Origin of the sequence: Dyella sp. OK004, assembly GCF_900114495.1 — a bacterium.
In the GTDB taxonomy this organism is placed as follows: Bacteria; Pseudomonadota; Gammaproteobacteria; order Xanthomonadales; family Rhodanobacteraceae; genus Dyella_D.
The window spans coordinates 134930-158942 of the sequence record NZ_FOZI01000002.1; the positions used below are offsets into that span (position 1 = coordinate 134930).

General features: G+C 61.4%; 14 protein-coding genes, 1 tRNA gene and 1 pseudogene. 5 read left to right on the plus strand and 11 right to left on the minus strand.

From position 1 onward, the window contains the following. Positions 1–38: 38 nt before the first annotated feature. A complete protein-coding gene (locus tag BM338_RS07260) occupies positions 39–671 on the minus strand; it encodes a response regulator (protein ID WP_090450233.1) in 633 nt (210 codons plus the stop codon). Positions 672–881: 210 nt separating this feature from the next. On the opposite strand from BM338_RS07260, the gene BM338_RS07265 reads away from it, so the two are divergent. The 3 genes from BM338_RS07265 (at position 882) to BM338_RS07275 (ending at position 6786) form a co-directional block, all read left to right on the plus strand. Then, positions 882–3767, plus strand: a complete 2886-nt coding sequence (locus BM338_RS07265; RefSeq protein WP_090450234.1) for a hybrid sensor histidine kinase/response regulator — start codon at positions 882–884, stop codon at positions 3765–3767. 136 nt (positions 3768–3903) lie between these two features. Further along, the gene (locus BM338_RS07270) at positions 3904–5574 is read left to right on the plus strand and encodes a FecR family protein (protein ID WP_090450235.1); all 1671 of its coding nucleotides are present in this window, start codon (positions 3904–3906) and stop codon (positions 5572–5574) included. 63 nt (positions 5575–5637) lie between these two features. Beyond that, a complete protein-coding gene (locus BM338_RS07275; protein WP_255367228.1) occupies positions 5638–6786 on the plus strand; it encodes a CHASE2 domain-containing protein in 1149 nt (382 codons plus the stop codon). 17 nt (positions 6787–6803) lie between these two features. Here the strand turns inward: BM338_RS07275 and BM338_RS07280 are convergent, their stop codons facing one another. From BM338_RS07280 to BM338_RS07290, 3 genes are all read right to left on the minus strand, one after another. Next, on the minus strand, positions 6804–7433 hold the full coding sequence (locus BM338_RS07280; RefSeq protein WP_090450237.1) for a response regulator transcription factor: 630 nt from the start codon (positions 7431–7433) through the stop codon (positions 6804–6806). 90 nt (positions 7434–7523) lie between these two features. Continuing rightward, positions 7524–8162 (minus strand): response regulator, encoded by a 639-nt coding sequence (locus BM338_RS07285; RefSeq protein ID WP_177229266.1) that lies wholly within the window; start codon positions 8160–8162, stop codon positions 7524–7526. Positions 8163–8389: 227 nt separating this feature from the next. After that, positions 8390–10396, minus strand: coding sequence for a response regulator (locus tag BM338_RS07290; protein ID WP_177229267.1), 2007 nt, complete (start codon positions 10394–10396; stop codon positions 8390–8392). Between the two features lie 337 nt (positions 10397–10733). On the opposite strand from BM338_RS07290, the gene BM338_RS07295 reads away from it, so the two are divergent. Further along, a tRNA-Thr gene (locus tag BM338_RS07295) sits at positions 10734–10809 on the plus strand. A 60-nt stretch (positions 10810–10869) separates the two neighbouring features. On the opposite strand, the gene ispH is transcribed toward BM338_RS07295, so the two are convergent. The 5 genes from ispH to murJ form a co-directional block, all read right to left on the minus strand. Beyond that, positions 10870–11832 carry a 4-hydroxy-3-methylbut-2-enyl diphosphate reductase gene (ispH, locus tag BM338_RS07300; RefSeq protein WP_090450240.1) on the minus strand — a complete coding sequence of 321 codons (963 nt, stop codon included), beginning with the start codon at positions 11830–11832 and terminating at the stop codon, positions 10870–10872. Positions 11833–11907: 75 nt separating this feature from the next. Next, entirely contained in the window at positions 11908–12408 is a 501-nt protein-coding gene (gene lspA, locus BM338_RS07305) for a signal peptidase II (RefSeq protein WP_090451199.1), read from the minus strand. A 15-nt stretch (positions 12409–12423) separates the two neighbouring features. Continuing rightward, on the minus strand, positions 12424–15285 hold the full coding sequence (gene ileS, locus BM338_RS07310) for an isoleucine--tRNA ligase (RefSeq protein WP_090450241.1): 2862 nt from the start codon (positions 15283–15285) through the stop codon (positions 12424–12426). Between the two features lie 114 nt (positions 15286–15399). Beyond that, on the minus strand, positions 15400–16353 hold the full coding sequence (locus tag BM338_RS07315) for a bifunctional riboflavin kinase/FAD synthetase (protein WP_090451200.1): 954 nt from the start codon (positions 16351–16353) through the stop codon (positions 15400–15402). A 46-nt stretch (positions 16354–16399) separates the two neighbouring features. Beyond that, positions 16400–18007 (minus strand): murein biosynthesis integral membrane protein MurJ, encoded by a 1608-nt coding sequence (gene murJ / locus BM338_RS07320; RefSeq protein ID WP_090451201.1) that lies wholly within the window; start codon positions 18005–18007, stop codon positions 16400–16402. Between the two features lie 271 nt (positions 18008–18278). Here murJ and rpsT point away from each other — a divergent pair, with 271 nt between their 5' ends. Continuing rightward, positions 18279–18542, plus strand: coding sequence for a 30S ribosomal protein S20 (gene rpsT / locus BM338_RS07325; protein ID WP_090450242.1), 264 nt, complete (start codon positions 18279–18281; stop codon positions 18540–18542). Between the two features lie 163 nt (positions 18543–18705). Here rpsT and BM338_RS07330 read toward each other — a convergent pair whose 3' ends face one another. Together BM338_RS07330 and BM338_RS07335 are read right to left on the minus strand one after the other, a co-directional pair. Then, a complete protein-coding gene (locus tag BM338_RS07330) occupies positions 18706–20475 on the minus strand; it encodes a hypothetical protein (protein ID WP_090450243.1) in 1770 nt (589 codons plus the stop codon). A gap of 94 nt (positions 20476–20569) precedes the next feature. Continuing rightward, positions 20570–23896: pseudogene (locus tag BM338_RS07335) on the minus strand (SbcC/MukB-like Walker B domain-containing protein); the annotation flags it as partial. Positions 23897–24013: the final 117 nt, after the last annotated feature.

The window sequence follows — 24013 nt, forward strand, 5'->3', positions numbered from 1 at the left end:
AAAGGCCCCGTTCCATGGTCAGATCTTTGGATACGCGGCTAGAGCAAGCCGCTGGAACGCGCGTATTCGAACAATTGTTTGTCACCGTCCAGCCCAAGTTTGCGCATGGCATCGCGCTTCTGCTGGCTCACGGTTTTCACGCTGCGTTCGGTGCGGCGAGCGATCTCGGAAACGGTCAGGCCCTGGGCGAGAAAACGCACGACTTCAGCCTCGCGCGGCGACAGGGTGCTAACTTCCTCGCCGGCTATCGACACGCTTTCGATCTGCTTGCGGGTGCGCTCGCTAAGGTAGGTACGGCCCGCGCGAATCACATCGATGGCGAGCATCAATTCCTTGGTCATCGACATCTTGTCGACTACCCCGCGCACACCGGTCGCGAGCATGCCCTGCACCAGGGCGGGATTGCTGAGCATGGTGAGCACAAGGATGGGTAGCTGCGGATAGCTTTCCCGCAGACGGCTGAGCATAGCCAGCCCGTCTTCCGCGGGCGGGTCCCCAGGCATGGAGAAATCCGTGATGAGCAGATCGCAGGATTCCTGCGCCAACAACTGGATCAGCTCCTTGCCGTTGCGCGCCTCGCCAACCACACGGAACCGGTCACCGTAACTCTGCAAAGAGGCCTTCAAGCCCATCAGGACGACAGGATGATCGTCGGAAATAATGATCCGCACTGCACCACCTCATAACTTCCGTTGCATACCGCCCAAGCCTACCCAGGCGCGACGATATTCGTGCCTGGGGCTGGTTTGTACCGGAGCGGCGGCAACAGTAACATGAACGAGTAACAAGGCATTGACTGCGGCGGCTCTGCGCCTGAGCCGGCCAGCGGCTCACAAGGCCTGCACAGAAGCCCTGCCAGCACAGCATCGCCAGGGAGCGATATGCCGACCACGCTGCACCCTTCGTCTTTACGGCCGGCTGCCCTGAGTCCCTTGCTTGGCATGGCCTGGGTCGACAACCAGGCGATTCCCGTTTCCGCGACCACCTTGATGCTGGCCGCCCTGCTGATTCTGGTGGCGGTGGCAGCGCTAGGACTCGCCTGGCTGCTGCAGGCGCAGGCCAGCAAGACCAAGCGGCTTCAGGCGGAGCTGCTCGCGCAGCGCACTTGGTCAAAGAGCGCGATGGATGCGTTGCCGGCGCTGGTGTTGATGCATGGCCCCGATGGCGACGTGCTCGATACGAATATCTACGGGCGCCAGCATCCGGCCGCTGCCGAAGCCATGCTCGCGGCGGTCAAGTCGAACGAACTCACCGTTGCGCATGATGGCGAGCCCCAGCCTTATGAGATCGATTACACCGACGATGACGGCATGCCTCGACAGGGCATGCTGTGGAACCAGCCGCTGCTTGCGGTCTCCGGTGAACGGACGGGCTCGATCAGTTTCCTGTTCGATATCACTGCATTTCGCGATGCCGAACAGGCGGCCAGAGTCACCGAACGCGGCTTGCGCGAGATCGTGCAGCGCGTTCCGGTGGCGGTCTTTTCCATCCTGAAGGACACGCATGGCATCCGCCATGTCACCTTTGCCGCGGGTGACATACGCGCCTTGTTCGGACTGGAGTTGACGGATCTATTGGACACGGGGGATGTACTGCAGGAGCGCCCCTTGCAGGGCCGCATCCATCCCGACGATGTTGCTGCCTTCGGCCGCCTGATTTCTCCCGTCACCACCGACCTGAAACCCCGCTCGCTGGATTTCCGCGCCTTCGGCCGCGAAGGACTGCGCTGGATTCACGGCACGCTGACGCCACAAGCCCTACCCGATGGCAGCCTGCGCCTGATCGGCTATTTCATCGACACCACCGAACTCAATGCGCGCAATGAAGCGCTGCGCATCGCACGCGACGTTGCCGAACGAGCCTCGAAGGCGAAGGCGGATTTCCTGGCGACCATGAGCCATGAAATACGCACACCGATGAATGGCGTGATCGGCATGCTCGAATTGCTCGGCCGTACGCCGGTCAACGCGGAGCAGCGAGAGTTGTTGCGCGCTGTCGAAGATTCGGCGAGCGTGTTGTTGCAGATACTCAACGACATCCTGGATTTCTCCAAGCTCGAGGCGGGCGATCTGCGGCTGGACGAAACGCCGTTCGATCCGCGCGTGCTGGTCGACAATGTGGTCAGCGTGATGGCATCGCGCGCGCAGGCGAAGGGCCTGGGCGTGCATGTGGCTATCGATGCCACGGTTGCCGGCAGCCTGCTTGGCGACAGTGTGCGTTTGCGCCAAATTCTGCTGAATCTATTGAGCAATGCCACCAAGTTCACCGAACGCGGCAGCATTGCCGTGCGTGTGGTGGTGCTGGCTGACGACGGTGCGCAGCAGCATCTGCGCGTGAGTGTGAGTGACACCGGCATCGGTATCCCTCGCGAAAAGCAGGCCACTCTGTTCAACCCATTCACCCAGGCCGAGGCGTCGACCAGCCGGCGTTATGGCGGCACCGGATTAGGGTTGGCCATTTGCCGTCACTTGGTGCAGCTCATGGAGGGCTCGGTAGAACTGAGCAGCGAACCCGGGCGTGGAACTACCGTGGGTTTCGAAGTGCGTCTTCCGGTCGAACGGCGGGAAGCCGCGGCACCTCCTGGGTTGCGTGGCCGACACGCGGTGGTTCGGCTGGGTTCGACCGATACCGGCACTGCCCTGAGCGAACATCTCAAATCACTAAGCATGACGGTGGAGTTGGCGGACAGCACCGTGCCTTTGCGTGAAGGCATGGCCGCGAGCCTCTTGTTTGTCGAACCTGCGGATACGGACAGCGAAACGCGGATCAGTGCCCATGTGGTTGCCGTGACGGACGAGCCCCTGCTGTCCACTGGCATCGAGCTGCGCCAGGACCGGCTGTTTCTCAGTGCCAATCCTCTGAAGTGGCAATCGCTGGTGCGGGCTTGCCTCAATGCGCTGGAGCTGCGCGACGATGTCGCCGAGACGCCCGGTTCGCATCCCTCATCCGAAATGACGGTAACAGACGCCGATCCGTTGCCTTCATCGTTGGCGGATCTGCCCACCCATCGCGGGCATGTCCTGGTGGCCGAAGACCACCCGGTCAGTCAGAAGCTGATCCTTCGTCAACTGGCGATTCTGGGCTTGAGCTGCGATGTGGTCGACAATGGGCGCGATGCTTTCGAAGCCCTCAGCGGCAGCGATTACGCCATGCTGCTCACCGACTGCAATATGCCGCTGATGAGCGGTTACGAACTGGCCACCGCCTGGCGCAAGCACGAAGCGGAAAACCGCAACCCGCGGCGACTGCCAATCATCGCGATGACCGCCAACGCGCTGGCTGGCGAAGCCGTGCGTGTACGCAACGCTGGCATGGATGACGTACTAAGCAAGCCACTGCAGCTGCTGCCGCTCAGCCAGAAGATCAGCCAGTGGCTGCCCGAACAGCCGGCTTCCGCAAGCCCGCCGCCATCGGGGCTGCAAGACCTCGGCCTGTTGACCGGCCTGGTCGGCGGCGATGAGGCACCGGGCCTGTACGACAAGATGCTGCAGGCCTTTTCCAGCGCCAGCCATGACGACCTGCTCGAACTCCGCCATTGTGTGGAAAGCGGCGATACGGCGGCGGCGGCCCTGAGCCTGCACCGCCTGCTCGGCGCCCTCCAGCTGTTTAGCAACGGCGCCCTGCTGGACCAGGGACGGCGGCTGCTGGAAGCCCTACATAGCGGGCAGGCTCGGGAAACCCTGCCCCATCTGCCCGGTTTCGCCCAGGACGTAGAACTCCTCCTCTCGAACCTGAACGGCCAACCGGCTGATAAGCCGGTGAATTAGCTATTTCCTTGTGGCTCCGCGACAATAGGAATTGTCTGTAGTCCGCACTAAGGCCATCGGATCCGGATGAAACGGGGGCTGGAAGGATCGCGCGGATAAGCGTCAGGGGGCGCACTAGGATCGTCGAGGTTTTCCCATGACACACAGGGTATGGAGACGGCTCTTCTTCGGCCGTCAATGGTTTGCTGCGTTGCTTATCGTGGTCGTCGCACCGGCGTTTGCCGCGCCGTCTGCCGACTGGAGCTACCGGGTACGCCCCAAGGACACCATCTGGGATTTGGCCGGCCACTACATGAAGCCGGGCATTCCCTGGCAGAAGCTGCAGGACTACAACAAAGTCACGGATCCGTTGAACCTGCCGCCGGGCATGACCTTGCACATCCCGGTTGCGTGGCTGCGCCTGGAACCGGCGAAGGCCAAGGTCGTTGCCGTTATCGGCAAGGCCTCGGCGACGCTGCCCGACGCCGCCCAACCAGTGCCGATCACCCAGGGCATGACGTTTGGTTACGGCACGCGGTTAGTGACGGAGGACGATGCGAGCCTCACTCTGGAATTCGCAGATGGTTCGCGCATCCTGGTGCAGAGCAATAGCGAGCTGGCGTTCGACCGACTCACCGCTTACGGCAACACAGGCATGGTCGATACGCGCGTGCGCCTGCAACGTGGCCGGCTAAATAGTGACGTCATCCCTTTGAGCGGCAGCGCCGCGCGCTTCAGCGTGTCGACGCCGGGCACCATTTCCAGCGTGCGCGGTACGCACTTCCGCGTGGTCGCCGACTCGCAGGCCGGCGCTGCGCGAACTGAAGTCACGTCCGGCAAGGTCGATGTCGGCAACGACAAAAAGCATGTACTGGTAAAGACCGGTTCGGGCGTAGCGACGGCCGATGGCGCCTCGCCGGGGCAGCCACAATCGCTGCTGGCGGCGCCGGCAGTGCAGTGCCCGAAGGACCCGGTCAACCAGTCTCCTTATGACTTCCAATGGCAGGCACTGGCTGGCGCGCAGCACTACCGTGTGCAGTTGGCACCCAATGCGAAGTTCGAGGCGCTGTTGCTCGATCGCGTGGTCGATGACACCAAGCTGACGCTGCCGGAACTCAGCGATGGCACCTATGCGGTGCGTGTACGCGGTATTGGCGCGGGTGATCTCGAAGGCCTGGACGCTACTTGCCCGACAGTGACCATCAATGGCCAGCCGCAACCACCTTTAATCGTATCGCCACAGCCGGATACCAAGGTGCGCGATACACGTCCGTCATTCCGATGGACCGAAAGCGAGCAGGCGGCGTCCTATACTTGGCAGCTATCCAGCGATCCGGCGTTCCAGCAGTTGCTGTCCGAACAGGCGCAGATCACCGGCAGCGACGTGCGGGCTCCACACGCCCTGCCCCTTGGCCGCTACTACTGGCGTGTCGCCAGCCGCGACAAGACCGGCAAGGTAGGCCCTTACACCCATGCACTGCCGTTCGATCTGGTAGCTGAGCCGCCCTCACCGACGCCCGGCGAACCGAAGCGTTCGCATGGTGATCTGGTCTTGAGCTGGCCCGAGGGCGTGCCTGGCCAGAAGTATCACGTGCAGCTCGCGCGCGATCCTGCGTTCGCCAAGCCGGAGGTGGATGCCACCGTCGATAAGCCGGAGCTCGATCTCAAGAAGCTGTCCTCGGGCAAATGGTACGTGCGCGTGCAGACCATCGAACCTGACGGCTATGCCGGCCCGTGGAGTTCGGTGCAGAAAACCCGCATCTCCTGCGTCGCCTGTCGCTGGGCAGCCGCCGGTGGCGGCGCGGCGCTGCTCTGGCTGGTGCTCTGAAACCATGGGTGGCCGTGGCTGCGCTGACGAAAGGAATCGGTCACCCAGGCAGCGCGACCACCGATGATGCATCTTGACCCGTTACGAATACTCGGGCGCGCCCTGGCGTGGATGATCGGAGTGGCGTTGCTCACCCTGGTGCTCGCCAGTGGCATGGCGGCGCGGCTGGACAATGCTTTCTATGATCTGCACATGCGTTACTGGCCTTACCAGACCAGTGACGCTGTGACGATCGTGGCGATCGATCCCAAGAGCCTTTCCAAGTTGGGCAACTGGCCCTGGCCAAGAACGGTGCACGCGCAATTGCTTGATCGCCTGACCGCCGCCGACGTCCGCGGTGTCGGCGTCGATATCACCATGGCAGATCCCGACGTCAACCACCCCGAGAATGACCACACACTGGCGCAGGCGATACGCCGTAATGGGCACGTAATCATGCCGGTGTTCGCCGAAGCCACCGAATTGGGCGGCACATTGGAAGAGATGCTGCCGACACCGGAGATCGCCAGCGCGGCAGCCGGCTTCGGCCACGTCGATGCGGCAAAGGATGATGATGGCGTCATCCGTGGCGCTTACCTCAAGGCGGGGCTGGGACATCCGCAATGGTCTGCGCTGGCGCTCGCCGTCTACGAGATCGGGCAGAAGACCATGGAACCGGCGCTGCCCAGCCTGCACCGGCCCGACCCGGGAGCCGAATCGCCTTATGAGTGGATGCGCGACGACTACGTCATGCTGCACTTTGCCGGGCCTGTGGGCAGCTTCGAGCAGGTTTCCTATATCGATGTGCTGGAAGGCCAGGTGCCAGCGGCGCGACTCAAGGGCCGCTGGGTGCTGATCGGCGCTACCGCCGCTGGCCTTGGCGATTTGCTCGACACATCCGCTTCCGGTGGTGGCGAGCGTATGCCCGGTGTGGAATATCAGGCCAATTTGCTGGAATCCATCAAGAACGCCAGCATCCTGACGCCGTTGAATTTTACCAGCCAGTTTCTGCTTGGTGCCGCATTGCTCGTTCTACCGATGCTGCTCTATGGCTTGCCCGGCTTGCGCCGGGTGTGGCCGGTCGCCTTGATATCACTCTGCGTCAGTTTCGCTATGAGCATCGGGCTCTTGCGATGGACGGGTTGGTGGTGGCCGCCGGTCGATAGCGTGATGGTGATTGTAGTCGGCGCGGTGGTCGTTTCCGGATTGCAGCGGATCGGCTGGCGGCGCTGAATTCCGCACCACTTGCGTCAGCTAATAATCCGGTTGTTGCGGGCCAGCTCGATCAGGTCACGGATATTGGCCAGGCCAAGCTTGTCCATCACATTGCGCTTGTGTGCACTGACGGTTTTGTTGCTAATCAACATATGGTGCGCGATATCGATATTGGTCATGCCGAGCGCCAGACAGCGGAACACTTCGAACTCACGCTTGCCCAGGGAGCCGAGCGGACTGTCCTGTTCCGTCGCGACCACGCTGGAAGCGGCAACAATGACCTCACGGCCAAAATAGATCTTGCCACGCACCACGAGCTGCGCCGCCGTGACGATATCGTCCATAGCAGAACTCTTATGCACGAAGCCATCTGCTCCTGCGCGAAACGCACGCACACCGGCAACGACTTCGTCGGCTGCGGAGATCATCAAAATAGCGATAGGCTCGGCGGTCTGACGTAGCCGATGAATGACTTCGACACCACCCAGCTGCGGAATATCCAGATCAATGATTAGCAGGTCCGGATGCAGTTCGCGCGTTACCGATAGTCCGATGGTGCCATTGATACATTCAGCCAGGACCTGGAACTCGCCTGACCTTTCGAGCAAGGCGCGAACCGCCCCATTGATCATGGGGTGATCGTCCACGATTACGGCGGTGAACATGACACTGCATCCATGTGAAGAAGTCACGAGTCGGCATTTTTCGTTCCAATGCCTCCAGACATGCAACGAAAGAAGTGGAACGTTAAGCGCTCAGTAGCCGACTTCCATCGCGTACGCGTAGATTTCCATGTCGGAACGGAGACCGAGTTTCTTCATGGCGTCCGTCTTCTGCTTGCTCACCGTCTTCACACTGCGCTCCAGTTTGCGCGCAATCTCGGTGACGCTCATGCCGGCGACGAGAAGGCGGATGACTTCACCTTCGCGATCGGTCAGCTTGCTAACGGAATGGGCTCCAAAACGAGCCAGCCGACCCTCGAAGGTGGCGCTGACAAAAACGTGCCCGAGCATGGCGAGACGAACTGCAGTATGGACTTCGGCCATGGCCGTAGTTTTGTCCACGATGGCCTTGACGCCTCCCGCGAGCAGCGCCTGTAGCAGGCCCACATTGCGGAGCATGGTGAGCACGACGATTGGAAGACCAGGGTGACTTGTGCGCAACCGCTCAATGAGTCGGATGCCATCTGGCGAGCCATCGCTAGGCATGACGTAGTCTGTCACCACCACGTCGCAATCCACACGCTCCACGAGCGAGAGCAGCTCGGTCGGGCAAGAGGCCTCTCCAACTATCTGGATATCGCTGCCATTGAGCACAGCCATGACACCCTTGCGAATGATGGGATGGTCATCCGCAAGGATGATTCGAATGTTCTGATCGGCTGATGCGTTCATGGGATGCATCTCCTCTTGTCGCGCACGTGAAGGGGCTTCGGCGGTTCGACGACTGCGAAGCAGATGACTATCCGCGAATGAAGGTTGAGCACGTCGACCAGCAGCATCAACCACTCGGGGCCCTTCGGACTGTTACGGCAGCAGTCGGATTTTCTCCTTGCGACCCCGCATCGATCTATACGAACATTCCGAAAATCGCCTCGTACTTGTCGGAAAATTAGCCGCATCTACTGAGATTGCTTCAGGGCCAGTGCGAATCCGCTCAGGTCGGATTCGAGTTGGCGGGCATTGAGAAGCATGTCCGACGTCGGCTGATCTGACTCGACCAATGATGCCGACTCCGCAAGCTGACTGGCACCGAAGAACGCCGCGATACCGCGTACGGAGTGCGCCACCTCGCGTAATTTATCGATGTCCATGACTCTTAATGCCGCGTTCAACCGCTCCAGCTCGGACTGGGCGAGTTCGACATAATCCTTGAGCAATGCAACATAGCCATCGCCAAACACTTTGCTCAGGCAGGCTTTCACCTGAGCGATATCGGAGCCGTCAGTCTGCGGGGGGATGGCATCGGATATGTTTGCAGTAGCTGGCATTGACCGGCCAATCCAGTGATCGAGTTTATCGGCCAGCGCCGCCAATCGCAGGGGCTTGGCGAGCATGTCGTCCATGCCTGCCTCCACGCATCGCTTCTCCTGATCCGCCATGACATTGGCGGTCAAAGCAATAACGGGGAGACGACTATCGGTTTCGCTGGCACGTATTCGCCGTGTCAGTTCGAAGCCATCCATCTTCGGCATATGGCAGTCGGTGATCAGCAAAGCGTACGGCCGCGCCGAGAGGGCAGCCAGGGCTTCCTCGCCATCGGCGACGACATCACAAAACCGGCCCAGGGTTTCCAGTTGCCGATGAAGAACCTCGCGGACGATAGCGTGATCCTCAGCCACCAGAATTCTGCGCACTTCAGAAGAGCTTGAAGTATCCGAGTCAGGCCTAAGAACACGTGCGGCATCCTCGCCTTCACTTGTCCCGGTCATCGCGAACCGGCCGTGCAGCACGACACGAGCACCTTGACCCGGCTCGCTCTGATGATTGATCGACAAATCCATCAACCTGCAGAGGCGATGAACAATGACCAATTCCAGACCGTCGGCCGCACCGCTCTTGTCGATCGACCTGGCAATTTCCACCGACGGATCAGATGGATTTTCCCAGTGTTCCGCACTCATCTCGTTGCCAGTGCCGATGACGCCGATCTCGATGTCTTGCCACTCTTCTGCACTCTCGGTCACTCGCACCTCAATGTGAACATCTCCATCAAAGGTGAACTTGAATGCGTGGCGGAGCAGATCTTCGAGCAACTGCTGCAGGCGTTCACCGTCACCCCTCAAATATTTCGCCACACCAGAGTCAACCCTAGCGTCAATCTTCACGCCGTTAATGGCCGCTTGAGATAGCCGCGCCTGCATGACGTCGCCGATCACCCGGCGCAGATCGAATGGCTCCCAGGCAATCGCCAGTTTGCCGGCTTCGATCCTGGCGAAGTCCAGGACGTCATCAATGATATGCAACAGGGAGTGAGCGGCCTCACCAGCTATCCGCAAAAGTGTCCGCTGGCGTTCGCTCAGGTGAGGATGATCGAGCAACTCCAGGGTGCCCAATAGACCGCTCATCGGTGTACGGATCTCGTGGCTCATCAGCGATAGGAGATTTGAGTCCCAATTGGCTGACAGTTTTGGCCCGGCGCCGCTGTCCTGCGACTTCGATGCAGCGAGCCCGCTTATGTCAGCAATCGCCACCAGCAATCCCATCTGGCCATTAGGTAGCAGCACGGGTATGCGGTGCACACGACAAAGGCGCTCACCGTCAATGGCTGGCAGGAAGCGCTCATCCTGCTCAGCCGCCTGACTTCTCAGTACCCGCAAGTGCGCCTGATGCGTCTGCTCCCAATCGACATCGATATGCCGGGTCTGCAGCAGGCTGCGTCCTAGCAATTGCGCTCGCTGAACGCCAAACCGGGATTCGTAAGCATCATTGACCGCCAGATAACTGCCCTGCGTGTCTTTGCAAAAAACGGGATACGGCAGTGCATCCACAATCACTTGGCAAATCTCGTTCGGCGAAGGCGGTTCGGTGGCGAAGTCCGATCCGCGGCCGCCTCCCATCCATCCGCGCAGTCCCACCCACCATCTGGACCATAACTCGCGTCCCCACCCGGAAGCCACAAAACGCATGCCGGCACCTCCCTCTTCCATCAGCCCCCATGCGGGAGGCCTGAATGGGGCACAGGGGACGTATGCGATCCCTGATGCCCCGTCACGCCAACGGCGCGGTTTCCTGGGTGGAGGCCTGACATATGCCCTGACGCCAGAGGGGCGCATTGTCGGGTTTGGTTACACGCGGAAGATATGGGATGCGTCTTAAAGCCGGCCAGATACGTCTCAAACCTCATGGCGCTTTGCCTTGGCTGGACAGGGTCTTCCGTTACTTGGAATAACTGCCCAGACACCGACCTTCGCTTCGCCACAGCTTGCGCCGCAAACGGTCGGCACGTAGAATTCGCGGCTCTCTGCCGGAATAGCTCAGTTGGTAGAGCGGCGCATTCGTAATGCGTAGGTCGCAGGTTCGACTCCTGTTTCCGGCACCAGTCAAAGCAAAAAGCCCGCAGCGATGCGGGCTTTTTGCTTATTGAAGCCTTGAACCCGCCTCAGAGACTGGCGGGGGTGCTGCTACCGGCGATCCGCAGCTCCTTCGGCAAGGCGAAGGTAATCGTCTCGGCTTCGCCGTCCAGCTCGCGGACCTCGCCAGCTCCCCAGGATTGCAGTCGCGCAATGACGTCACGCACCAGTTTTTCAGGGGCGGAGGCGCCGGCGGTCAAACCGATGTGCCGGACGCCGTCCAGCCAGCTGCGCTCGATATGCTCGGCGCCGTCGATCAGGAAGGAACGCACGCCCTGCTTCTCCGCCAGCTCGCGCAGGCGATTGGAATTGGAGCTGTTGACAGAACCGACCACCAGCACCAGATCCACTGCATCGGCTAACCGTCGCACGGCATCCTGGCGGTTCTGGGTGGCGTAGCAAATGTCGTCCTTACGAGGCCCTTCCACATCAGGGAATTTCTCGCGCAACGCGGCGATGATCGCCCTGGTGTCATCCACCGACAGCGTGGTCTGGGTGACATAAGAAAGCGAATGCGGAAATTTCGGTTGCAGCGTCTGCACGCATTCCACCGATTCGACTAGCAGGATCTCGCCCTCATTGACCGGATTCCACTGCCCCATGGTGCCTTCCACTTCTGGATGTCCGGCATGGCCGATCAGCACCACGCTACGACCGGTGCGACCCAGCCGCGCGACCTCCATGTGCACCTTGGTCACCAGTGGACAGGTGGCGTCGAACACATTGAGGTGGCGGCGATCAGCTTCTTCGCGCACCGCCTTGGAAACACCGTGTGCGCTGAAGATGACGGTGGCGCCGTCCGGCACCTCGTCCAACTCTTCGACGAACACCGCGCCATCGGCACGCAGCTTGTCCACCACGTAGCGGTTATGCACTACTTCGTGCCGCACATAGATCGGCGCGCCATAGGATTCGAGCGCACGCTCGACGATGGCAATGGCGCGATCCACGCCGGCACAAAATCCGCGGGGGTTGGCGAGCAGAATATCCAAAGGAGGCCTCGGCTGTCTGGTGCCCGGTCAGGGCTGCGCCGCTGCCCTGTGACAGGGCGGCGCTGAACCACATAATTATCGCACGGTGCCAGCCGGCTTGCCGGCAAACAGGCCAAACGCGATCAACAGCGCCGCACCGACGGTAATCCCGCAGTCGGCCACGTTGAACACCGGATAGTACCAGTCGCGGTAGTAAACCTGGATGAAATCCGTTACCTGCGCGGCATGCAAACGGTCGATCAAATTACCCAGCGCGCCGCCCACGATCAGGCCCAGCGGCAGCGCCGTACGCCAGTCGCTGCGGGCGGTGCGCTTGAGCCACACCACCAGCACGCCGCTGATCACCACCGCCAGCAGCACGAAAAACCAGCGCTGCCAGCCGGCGCTATTGGCGAGGAAACTGAATGCGGCGCCGGTGTTGAATGCCAGCGTCCAGTTCAGGAAACCCGGAATCACTGGATGCGGCACGCCCGCGGGCTGCAGCGCATCCAGCGCCCAGAACTTGCTGACCTGGTCCAGCACGATGACCACGGCGGAAAGCCACAGCCAGCGGAGTGCATTGGGAGAGTTACTCATGATGTCCTTCGGCACTCAGAACCAGCGACGATCTTCGCCCGGCCCTTCCACGTTGCTGATACAGCGGCCACACAACTCAGGATGGTTGGCGTGGTGACCCACATCGTCGCGACGATGCCAGCAGCGCACGCACTTCGCCGCATCACTTACCGTGGCCGAGACCCATACATCGGCACCTTCAAGTTCGGAAAGCACCGCCGTTTCCGGCTGACCACCAGCAACGTCCAGGCGCACATCAGAAGCAATGAAGAAGAAGCGCAACTCCTCCGCCGTAGGAGCGTAGCGCGACACCACGGCCGGATCCGCATGGATGGCTAGCTTGGCCTCCAGCGAGGCGCCGATCTGCCCGCCCTTGCGCATGCCCTCGAGCACGCGTGACGCGGTATCGCGGATCGCCAGCAGGTCCGACCAGTAGCGGCGCTGCTCCGGCGAACTCTGAGTAGCAGTGAGGCCCTGGTACCAGGTCTCGAACAGCACACTCTCGCCGCGCTCGCCCGGCAAGGACTTCCAGATTTCCTCGGCAGTGAAGCTCAGCACCGGTGCCAGCCAGCGCACCAACGCCTCGGCGATGCGGTACATCGCACTCTGCGCGCTGCGTCGACCGTGGCTGTCGGTCGGCATGGTGTAGAGGCGATCCTTGGTGATGTCGAGATACAGCGCACCCAGCTCGGTGGTGCAGTAGTTCTGCACACGCTGCACGATCTCCGGGAAATCGTAGCGCTCATATGCTGCCGCCACCGACTGCTGCACATCGTACGCCTGCTGCACCGCCCACTGGTCTAACAACAGACACTGCTCCACCGGCAGCAGATGCTTCGCGGGATCGAAGCCGTCGAGGTTGCCCAACAAGAAGCGCGCGGTATTACGGATGCGGCGGTACATATCGGAAACGCGCTTGAGGATCTCGTCCGATAGCGACATCTCGTTGCGGTAATCGGTGGAGCAGATCCACAGGCGCAAGATATCCGCGCCCAGGGTCTTCATGATGTCCTGCGGCTCTATACCGTTGCCCAGCGACTTGGACATCTTGCGTCCCTGCGCGTCCACAGTGAACCCGTGGGTGAGCACGTCGTTATAGGGCGCGCGACCATGGATGGCGGCAGAAGTAAGCAGCGAGGACTGGAACCAGCCGCGATGCTGGTCCGAGCCTTCCAGGTACATCACCTTGTACGACTTGGCATCGCCCTGCTGCAGCTCCGGACGCTGACCGATCACACCGAAGTGCGTGACGCCAGAGTCAAACCACACGTCCAGCACATCGGTGACTTTCTCGTAGTCTGCGGCCTGGTCACCGAGCAGCTCGGCGGGATCGAGCGCATACCACGCATCGATACTGCCCTGCTCCACGTGCTTGGCTACCTTTTCCAGCAGTGCAACAGAATCCGGATGCGGCTCCTGCGTTGCCTTATGCACGAACAAAGCGATAGGCACGCCCCAGGTGCGCTGACGCGAGATGCACCAGTCCGGGCGGTCCCCGACCATGCCGGCGATGCGCTCTTCTCCCCAGCCCGGCACCCAGCGGACATCCTTGATCGAAGCCAGCGCGGTCTCGCGCAGCTTGGCCTGCTCCATGCTGATGAACCACTGCGGCGTGGCGCGGAAGATCACCGGCGTCTTGTGGCGCCAACAATTGGGATAGCTGTGCTCGATCTTGTGATGGGCCAGCAACACGCCGCGTCCGCGCAGCAGTTCGACGATGGCGTCGTTGGCCTTCCATACATGCATGCCGGCCAGTTGCACGCCGTCGACCGCCGGCGTGTCAGCGCGATAGGTGCCGCGCGACTCGATGAAATTGAGCGTGCCGAGACCGTAGCGACGGCCGACCACAAAGTCTTCCACGCCATGATCGGGCGAGGTGTGAACTGCGCCGGTACCATCCTCCGCCGACACATGCTCACCGAGCAGCACCGGAACCTGCCGCGCATAGAACGGATGCTGCAGCAACGTCCCTTCTAGTGCCTGGCCGACGGCGTGGCCCAGCACGACCGGCTGCTCTACGCCGTAGCGATGCAACGCTTTTTCCGCTAGGGCAGCAGCGATGACCAACAACACGCGGCGACCGTTACGCGCCGGTCCCTCGACCAACGCGTACTCCAGCTCCGCACCCAATGCCACCGCCTGGCTTTCCGGCAGCGTCCACGGCGTAGTGGTCCAGATCGGCACGGCAACGATGGCATCTCCGGCATCCACACCAAACTTCGCGGCCAGCGCCTTCGCGTCCACCGCGTCGTAGGCAACATCGATGGCCGGCGAGGTCTTGTCGCCATACTCGATCTCCGCCTCGGCTAGCGCCGAACCGCAATCGAAACACCAGTACACCGGCTTGGCGCCACGCACCACATGCCCGTTGGCGACGATGCGCGCCAGCGCGCGGATCATGTCGGCCTCAAACTTGTAATCCATGGTGCGGTACGGACGCTCCCAGTCGCCCAGCACGCCCAGGCGCTTGAAATCGCCACGCTGCAGATCGATTTGCTGTTGCGCATACTCGCGGCACTTTTGACGGAAAGCCACAGCGTCGAGCTTGTCGCCCGCCTTGCCGTGCTTCTTCTCCACCGCGATCTCGATCGGCAGGCCGTGGCAATCCCACCCAGGCACGTAAGGCGAGCGGTAGCCGGCCATCAGGCGCGACTTAACCACCACATCCTTAAGCACCTTGTTCACCGCATGGCCCAAGTGAATGGCGCCGTTTGCATACGGCGGGCCGTCATGCAGCACGAACACTTTGTCGCGGCCGGCGGTGTGCTCCTGGATCTGCGCGTAGCGGCCGACCTTCTCCCACTCTGCCAACCAACCTGGTTCGCGCTTGGGCAGGTCGCCGCGCATCGGAAAATCCGTCTGCGGCAGATTGATGGTGCTCTTGTAATCCTGAGTCATTGCCTGGGTGCCGTCGGGGTTGCAGGGCTCGGCCGCAGGGCCGTCGCCGTCTTGGTCTTGCCGGCGCGGGCCGAGCGCCGGGCGAAAGTTGGAACGTTACCGGATTCCGGCGTGTTACGCCTCGGCCAGGCGTGGATTCATGCCGAGCACTTCGCGCGCCATGCGGGCATCGCGGTGCATCTGCTCGGTGAGGGCATCCAGCCCGTCGAACTTCATTTCGTCACGCAGTTTGGCGACGAATTCCACCGCCATGCGCTGACCGTAGAGATCGCCCTCGAAGTCGAACAGATGGACTTCCAGCAGCGGCTCGGCCACCTCGTTCACGGTCGGGCGGATGCCAAGGCTGGCGACGCCGGGCCAGCTGCATTCGCTTTCGCCCAGCCCGACCCGCACCGCGAAGATCCCGTGTACCGGACTTACCCGCTCGCGCAGATGGATGTTGGCCGTGGGAAAGCCCAGCGTGCGGCCGAGCTGATTGCCGTACTCAACCTTGCCCTCGATCACGAAAGGACGGCCAAGCAACGGCGTCGCTCCGGCAAACTCACCGGCCGCGAGCAGCATGCGTACACGGCTGGCGGACACCCTCGTGCCGTCCAGCAAAACCGACGGCATGGTGCGCGCGTTGAAGCCATGGTTGGCGCCCATTGTCTCCAACAATGCGACGTCGCCGCCTCGCTTGTGACCGAAGCGGAAATCGCTGCCGACCCACACCTCCCGCGCAGCCAGCCGCTCCACCAGCACGCGGCGCACGAAATCCTCGGCGGGCATGGCGGTGAGCGTCGCATTAAAGCGCAGCAATAGGGCCTGCTCCATGCCCGACGCGTCGAAGCCGCGGAGCTTTTCCCGCACGCTGGACAGGCGCGGCACCGGCTCCTTGGAAAAAAAGGCGCGCGGCAATGGCTCGAAGCTCACCACCATCGGCGTACAACCCAGCGTCTGCGCACGCTCGCGCACCTCGGCAAGCAGTGCCTGGTGGCCAAGATGCAGGCCGTCAAATGCACCAACGGCTACCACGCTACCGCCGGGCGCCAGGCACGGACCGGCGATATCCCTGGAAAGTCTCATCATCGCGTGAGTATAACGGCTGCGCTGCATCCACCGCCGCGACGGCTCGTCACACACCACGCAGATCGCGCAGGCGGAAGCCGGTGGCGAACAGGGTCGCGACGTAAGCTCCGCCTCCGGCCATAACCAGCACGGCCAGATGCCAGCCGCGCGTCCACTTGGACACCTCAGTCCAATCCGGCCACAGCCACAAGCCGAGCAACAGCACGGCAATCATCACTGCGCAGGAAAGCACCAAGCGCAACAGATGACGCGCCCAGCCCGGCTGGCGCTGATAGACCCCCGCCTTGCGCAGCCAATGCCAGAGCAAGGCGAGATTGATGTAACTGGCCAGCGCGCTCGCCATGCCCAGCGCCATATGCAACCCCGGTACCTTGGCCAGCCCTTCCAGCCAGGAACCCTGCTTTAGTTCAGTCGGCGCCCACAGCTCGAACAGAAGCACCAGGAACACCACATTCAAGGCCATGTTGGACACCAGCGAGGCCACGCCTGCACGCACCGGCGTGCGCGTGTCCTGCCGCGCATAGAACGCCGGCAGCACCACCTTCACTAGTGCAAAAGCCGGCAACCCGAAACTCAGCGCCGAAATCGACAATGTGGCCATATGCGTATCGAACGGCGTAAAGCGGCCGTGCTGGAACAGTGTCGCTACCAGCGGCTCGGCCAGCAGCATCAGGCCGAACATGGCCGGCACGGCGATCAACAGGGTCGTGCGCAGGCCCCAGTCCAGCGCCTTGGAGAAACCCGCGCCGTCCGTCGCCACGTGATGTCGCGACAGCGATGGCAAGATCACCGTGCCCAGTGCCACGCCAAACACACCGAGCGGCAACTCCAGAAAGCGATCCGCCTGCGAAAGCCAGCTCTGCGACCCGGTGAACAGCAGCGAGGCGATGACCGTATCCAGCAACAGGTTGATCTGCGCTACCGATGAACCGAACAGCGTCGGCACCATCAACCTCATGATCCGGCGCACATCGGGCTGACTCCAGCCCCAGCGCGGCAAAGTCAGCAGATCGAGCTGACGTAATGCCGGCAACTGAAACAGTAACTGCAAGATGCCTGCGGCCAGGATCGCCCAGCCCATCGCCATGATCGGCGTATGCAGGCGCGGCGCCAGCCACAATGCACCGGCGATCATGCACAGGTTGAGGATCACCGGCGTCAACGCCGGCAGACCGAAGCGATGAAAGCTGTTGAGCGCGCCGCCAGACAACGCCGTCAGGGAAACAAACAGAAGGAACGGAAAGGTTAGTCGCAGCAGGTTCACCGTCAGCGCGAACTTCTCCGGAGTCTCGATCGCTCCCGGAGAGAACAGCGCGGTGACCTCGGGCGCGAAGATCACACCCAGTGCGGTGACAAGCAGCAACACGCCGCCCAGCGTGCCGGATACGCGCGACATCAGATCCTTCAGATCCGCGTGGTCGCGCTTCTCCTTGACCTCGGTGAACACCGGCACGAACGCAGTGGAGAACGAACCTTCTGCGAACAGCCGACGCATGAAATTGGGAATGCGGAAGGCCACCCAGAACGCATCGGTCGCCGCATTGGCACCGAAGGCTGCGTTGATCGACATATCCCGGACCAGACCGAGGATGCGCGAAATCATGGTCATGCTGCTGAAAGAGAGCAGCCCTCGGAACATGCTGGGGGACTTCATGCGCGCGTTGGCACCTTGGTTTTTATGGTCTGGAATAAAGCCGTGGAGCCGATCCGGCACCCACAAAGCGCATAGTTTGACAGCCGTTTCGGACCAGAGACAGCGCTGACGTGGCATAATGGCGACTTTCCGGTGGACGCCACCGGTCCCGATTCAGCCTCATCGCTCCCCGGCCAAGCCCGGGAGCGGAGCTAAGCTGTTGACGCAGCGGTGCATTGGCCGCATAATTACCCCCTTTTTCCACCCTACTCAGCGATTTCGGAGTTCTACCTTGGCCAACATCAAGTCCGCGAAGAAGCGCGCGCGCCAGTCCGAGCAGCGCCGCCTGCGCAATGTCAGCGCCCGTTCCATGGTGCGCACCGCCCTCAGGAAGGTCGTCAAGGCCATTGAGGCCAAGGACAAGGCTGCCGCCGTCGAAGCTTTTGCCACTGCCCAGCCGCTGATGGATCGCTACGCCGCGCGTGGCCTGATCCACAAGAACAAGGCCGCTCGCCACAAGAGCCGCCTCAACGCGAAGATCCACGAGCTGGCATAAGCCAGCCGTCCTACGCGATTCGAATTGGCGAAAAGGCCGGCGAAAGCCGGCCTTTTTGTTTTGCTGTGGAAAACCCGGCCAGCGAAAGCTGACTCTGTTATTCAGGTAACCACTGACCAACCAGAATCCAGAGCAGCACCCATCGCTCCACCGTACTCAAAGCTTAAAGGCCTGTACGCCTGACCAAGTGAACTGAGCCAAAGGTCACAACATCAGCGGCACCCTGTAACCGAGGCACCTGCTTTTCATCAATGGTCAATACGTAATTGGTACCGGATGCATGGGCAGCAGCCTGATCTCTTAGGTACGGTGACAGGTAGCCCGCCGCATCAGGATCCGTGAAATCGAAAACCACATGAGCATCCGTCACGTACGGCACCCAGTGCCCGTAATAGAACGATGCGGGCGTCTGCCCCAACAAGACGGCTTCACCGGGGAGTGATTTCGCCAGCCATCTCCCCATGGACACGAGATCCGGCGACACACGCCGCTCCTCAGCGAAGCTCCAGGAGCGCCGGATCATCCTGCCGTCACGCACCACCATGCCAGCAACGACCACAATGATGCATGTCACGATTACCGCTCGGATCGCTAGCCGTAAGGGCTGCTCGTTGCCTTTTGCCAACAACGCAGCCACGCAGACAACGAGAATGCCTTGAAACGAGGTCACAAAGTATTCGCTGAGTTTGAATCCACCGTAGTCATAATTGCGAACGACCATAGCCGCTAGCGCTAAACCGAACGCAATCAGAATGCCTACAAATAGTGGGCGTAGGTTCGACGCATCGATTCGAGCCAATGCGCGCCACGCCACCAATAGAGTCAGAGCAGCAGCCCCAGCCAACGGCAGACCAGCATACATATAACCAATCTGCCCCGAAGCGGCACCCTGACTAACTTCAAGTGTGGCCTTGTATACGGTAAAAGTCCCCAGCGCACTCCACGGCACCAGCGCACAAGCCGCGACCACTTCTGCGAGCAGCATGCCGATCTCCCGCAACCCGCCCTTCATCTGTCGCACGCTCAACATACCGCACGCTACAGCGAAGAAACGCATAGCTCCCACGAAAACCAGTATCTCCGGATAACCCGACAGAAGGCACCCAATAAAAAGTATGGCTGCGATAAATGTAGAACGGGATCGTGGCACGGCACTCAAACCGACATAACCCGTTGCAGCTGCCAGCGTGAGGCTATTTGGAAAATTGGAGTTCATCGCGACGTAAAGCAGCGTTGGGCACGCCAACACAATAAGCGCTACGATGACGAATCTTCCTTTCGTGCTCGCAATACGCTGCACCGGCATAAACATCAATACAGCCAAGCCAGCCAAGAGCACTCCCGCCGTCTGCACGGCGTTATAGAAATACATGGGGTCGATGCCCCGTAGCGCGCTCAACCACGCAAGAAACCCCTCCGATGCCGAGCGCACAACAAAGTAACCCTGAGTAATCTGATAGATCGGGTGCTCAGGGCTGAAGTCCGGCGCCCCGTTGAAGGGGTGGCCGAGCATATGTCTGGCAATGCTGGTGAAGATCAGCGAATCGGCATTTCGCGTTCCTTCGAACTGAATTGCACCATCAAACAGGATGGGCGCATTCAACAGTGCGGCGATCCCCACGATCACGACACCAAGTATCACCAGCTGAGCGCCATGCTCACGAACAAGGATGGAAACGGTCTCACGAACACGACGAGGCGACCACAGCGCCACGAGTGCCACGGCGTAAGCGAGAAGCAACCAAAGTGCCGCCGGGGCTATGGGAACAACCATCTGTATCGCCCTGCAAACGATAAGAATGATCGAAAGACCGCAAGCAGCAGCCACGCCCACCGTGCGCAAATTTGGCCCGAAGCCCAGTAGGGCGGCAATGGGCAATCCAATGGCCAATGGCAGCGCCATTCCGGCCAGAAACGCATAGATGAATTCCATAAACCCCGTTCCGAAAAATCAAGTTATTCCGCAGGTGAGGAATTAGCATAGCGGGAAGTCCACCACTAAACCGCCCAGCTCCCGTCTATGACTTACGTGCAGGTTCCGGTAACTCGAGCTTCTGCTTCACCTCGTCGTACTCAATCAGCAATACGCCCGAATCATGGCGGCCGTTGATATCCACGAAGCACGCCCCGCCAATGAACGGCTCCAGCGTCATCACTGATTTCAACGGTGTCGCCACCACCATCTGGAAGCCGAAGTTCTCAAAGATATTCATCGCCAGCGCGGTGAATTCGTTATCGGCCTTGTCAAAGGCCTCGTCGAGCACCACCGGCGCATAACGCGGCAAATGGCCATCTTCGCCGCCGAGCTGGTAGCGCAAGGCGGCGGCAAGGCAGGTGGTCGCCAGCTTCTGGCGTTGGCCGCCCGACTTGCCAGCACCGCTGCGATACACCTCTACCTGTCGGCGCGTATCCACCTCCACTTCCACGCCGACAAACTCCACGTGCTGGCGCACGTCCAGCACCTGCTCGCGCCAGCGGCGCTGCTCCGGGTCCTGTGCGCCGAGGCGCGCCACCAGTTGGCGCAGCACGGCGAACCGCACCTCCGCACGTTCGCGATCTTCCGTCTGGTTCTGCATCAGCACATCGCGTAGCTGGCCCTGGAAATCGCGCACCTCCTGCAAGCCACGATCCGTCATCTCAATCTGCAGCAGTGTGCCCCGATTGAAGGGCACACGCTCCAGGCTCTCGTTAACCTCTTCCATGCGCTGACCGATCGATTTGCGCGCTTCGGTCATATGCTTCTGAAGTACCAGCAGATCCTGTTTGCTCTGGTTCTGCAGCAACTCGAAGAAGCGCGCCTCGTGTTTGGGCAGGCCATCCAGCTCCAGGCGTCGCAGGCGGGCCATGAAGCCTTCGGCAGCTTCAAGGGTCGGCGTGAAATCCGCGCCATCCTGTGGCCAGCGGCGGCAGAAAGCGTGGAAGCACTCCTCTATCGCCTGCACCCATTGATGGTCCTGCGCTGCCTGCCCATTGAGCACATCGTGCAGCGCGCGTTCGAGTGTGCGGAATTGACTGTCGATATTGTCCAGGGAGAGAGCAGGCTGCGACGGCAGCCGTGCCTCCAAGCCTTCTGATTGCACCGGTGTGAGCGCCGCCATTCCCGCTCTTGCCGCACAAGCCTCACGCTGTGACGCAAGGCCGCGGTGCTCGCGCCCCGCAGCAATACGCTCCGCAGCGACATCTTCATAGGACTTCGCCGAACGCTGACGCTGGCCGCGTTCCGATTCAATCTGTTGGGCCAGTGCCTGCAGATTGGCATCGCCCTCGCCTAACTGAAGTAGCTGGGTCTCGATATCGCCCAGACGCTGCAGCTTGGGCGCCACATCGATTTCTTCCCATTCCACGCCCAGCAATGCGGCAGCGGCCAGGCGACGATCGCCTTCCTGGTCGCGCTGCTGCTTGAGTGCAGTCAATGCGTCGCCGCTACGCGCAATCGCCTGAGCCAGCTCGCCACCTTCTTTCTCGAACAACACCAGCTTGTCGCGATTGTCGAAACCGAGCACCCAGTGCCGACGGTCATCCACCCCGCGCCGATCGTCCTTCTCATAGCGATCGCCGGGATGCTTGACCTGGCCCTCTCGCGTGATCGCGCGATCAGCCTGACGCAAGGCCGCGGCCGTATCCACGCAGGCATAGTCGAAACGGCGCGCCAGTTCGGCCTGGAGCCATGTTTGATGCGCGTGATCGCGACTATCCAGCCGATGCACCAGCGAACGCGATTCGGGTTTGCGTTGGCCGAAGTTCTCCACGCGATTCACGCGGTAGTACACCAGCTTGCCACCCAGGTGGGTCTTGTTGACCCACGCAGCGACCTCGCTGTACTGGCGCTCATCCACCAGCAACGACAAGGCGAAACCATGCAGCACGCGCTCGATGGCGCCGCGCCAGGCAGGATGCTCATCCTTGACCTGAAGCAGCTCGCCCACGAAAGGCAAAACATTCTCCGACCAACCCAGCTCCTGACACAGACGCGCACGCATGGCCTGGATTGGCGCCGGGATATTGGATGGATGACGCTTGAGTGCATCAATCTCTGCTCGCACCGTCGCGAAGCGCTGTGCTGCCACACCGCCGTCGCGCTTGAGCGCATCCATTTTTTCTTCGAGTGCCGAGGCTTGTCCACGCACACCGTCGACAAGCTCCCGCGCCTGCCCTGCCAGCTCGGCAAAGCCGCGCGCACTTGAAGGGAGCGTCCAGCCCAACTCCTGGCAAGCAGCTTCGATCTTGCCCCGTCGTCGCAGACGCTCGTCGCGCTCGCGCACCATTTGCTCGCGGTCACGCTCCAACTGATCGATCGCGCCACCACCCTGCTCACGCCGGCGCCGCTCCAGATCAGCCAGGTGCTGGTCGTGGTTGTCCAGCAACGCCTTGCGCTGCACCAGCTCACCTTCCAGCGCCTGCTGCTGCACCTGCAGCTCGGCCAGACGCCCGTCCAGCAACATAAGCCGGCGTTGCTCCCGAAACAGATCGACACCCTGCTGTTGCTCGCGCAGGGCGCTGGTCTCGCGGCGCAGATCCATCAGCTCGTCATAGGCCTGACGCGCCGGCGCGAGAACGTTGACCTGTTCGCGGGCCACTACCACGGCTTTGTGAGCCGCATCGAGCTCGCCAAAATCGCCCACCAGTCGATCCGCTGCGGCGAATGTCTCCGGCTCGTCCAGCATGAAGCTGCGCAGAAAGTGATTGAGGTCGCCCAAGTTCTTCGCGGACTGCGTCTTGTGCAGCAGCTTCAGCGCCATCTCGTTCTGGATGCCGAGCAGGCGTCGGAAACGCTCCGCGTAACCGGCAAACGCGTCGAAGTGATGTACCTCATCGCCTAGCCGCGTCTTGAGCCGGCGCAGGTCGAGATCGAAACCGTCCATATCCTTGGCGATATCGAAGGCGCGCTCAGCCACCATGTAATGCTTGCGCACATCGGCGGCGGCCGAGCCATTGCCGCTGATCCAGAACAGGCGAATCAAGGTGACCGTGGCGCCGAGCGCATTGCGGTATTCCTGCGCCAGTGCGGACCAGGTCGTGCCTTTACGCAGGTATTGCGTGGCAATTTCGCCGGAGTCGCTATCGTGCTGATCAGCCCACGCGCCACGCACATAGGAAGCCAGGCTGCGGTCGCGGCCACTGCGATCGGCTTCGCGCGCCGCTGCATTGAAATCCACCAGGCTGGGTGGCACCAACAACGCTGACATGGCATCGAGCAATGTGGACTTGCCGGAACCAGAGCGACCCACAAACAGGAAGCCCCGCTTGGCGATGGGGATATCGACCAGACCGCTGAACGTACCCCAGTTGAAAACCTGCAGGCGACGCATGCGGAACTGCTCGTCCCTGGGATCGGGCAGATCGGAAAGGAACAACGAGGGAGTTGCCGCTTGAACGGCCTTGGCTGGCTTGGCGCGCTTCAGCGGCGCAGACGTTTCAGTGGGAGCGGCAGTTACAGCCGTGGATGCCGCTATTACGGGAGCCTCTGCGTT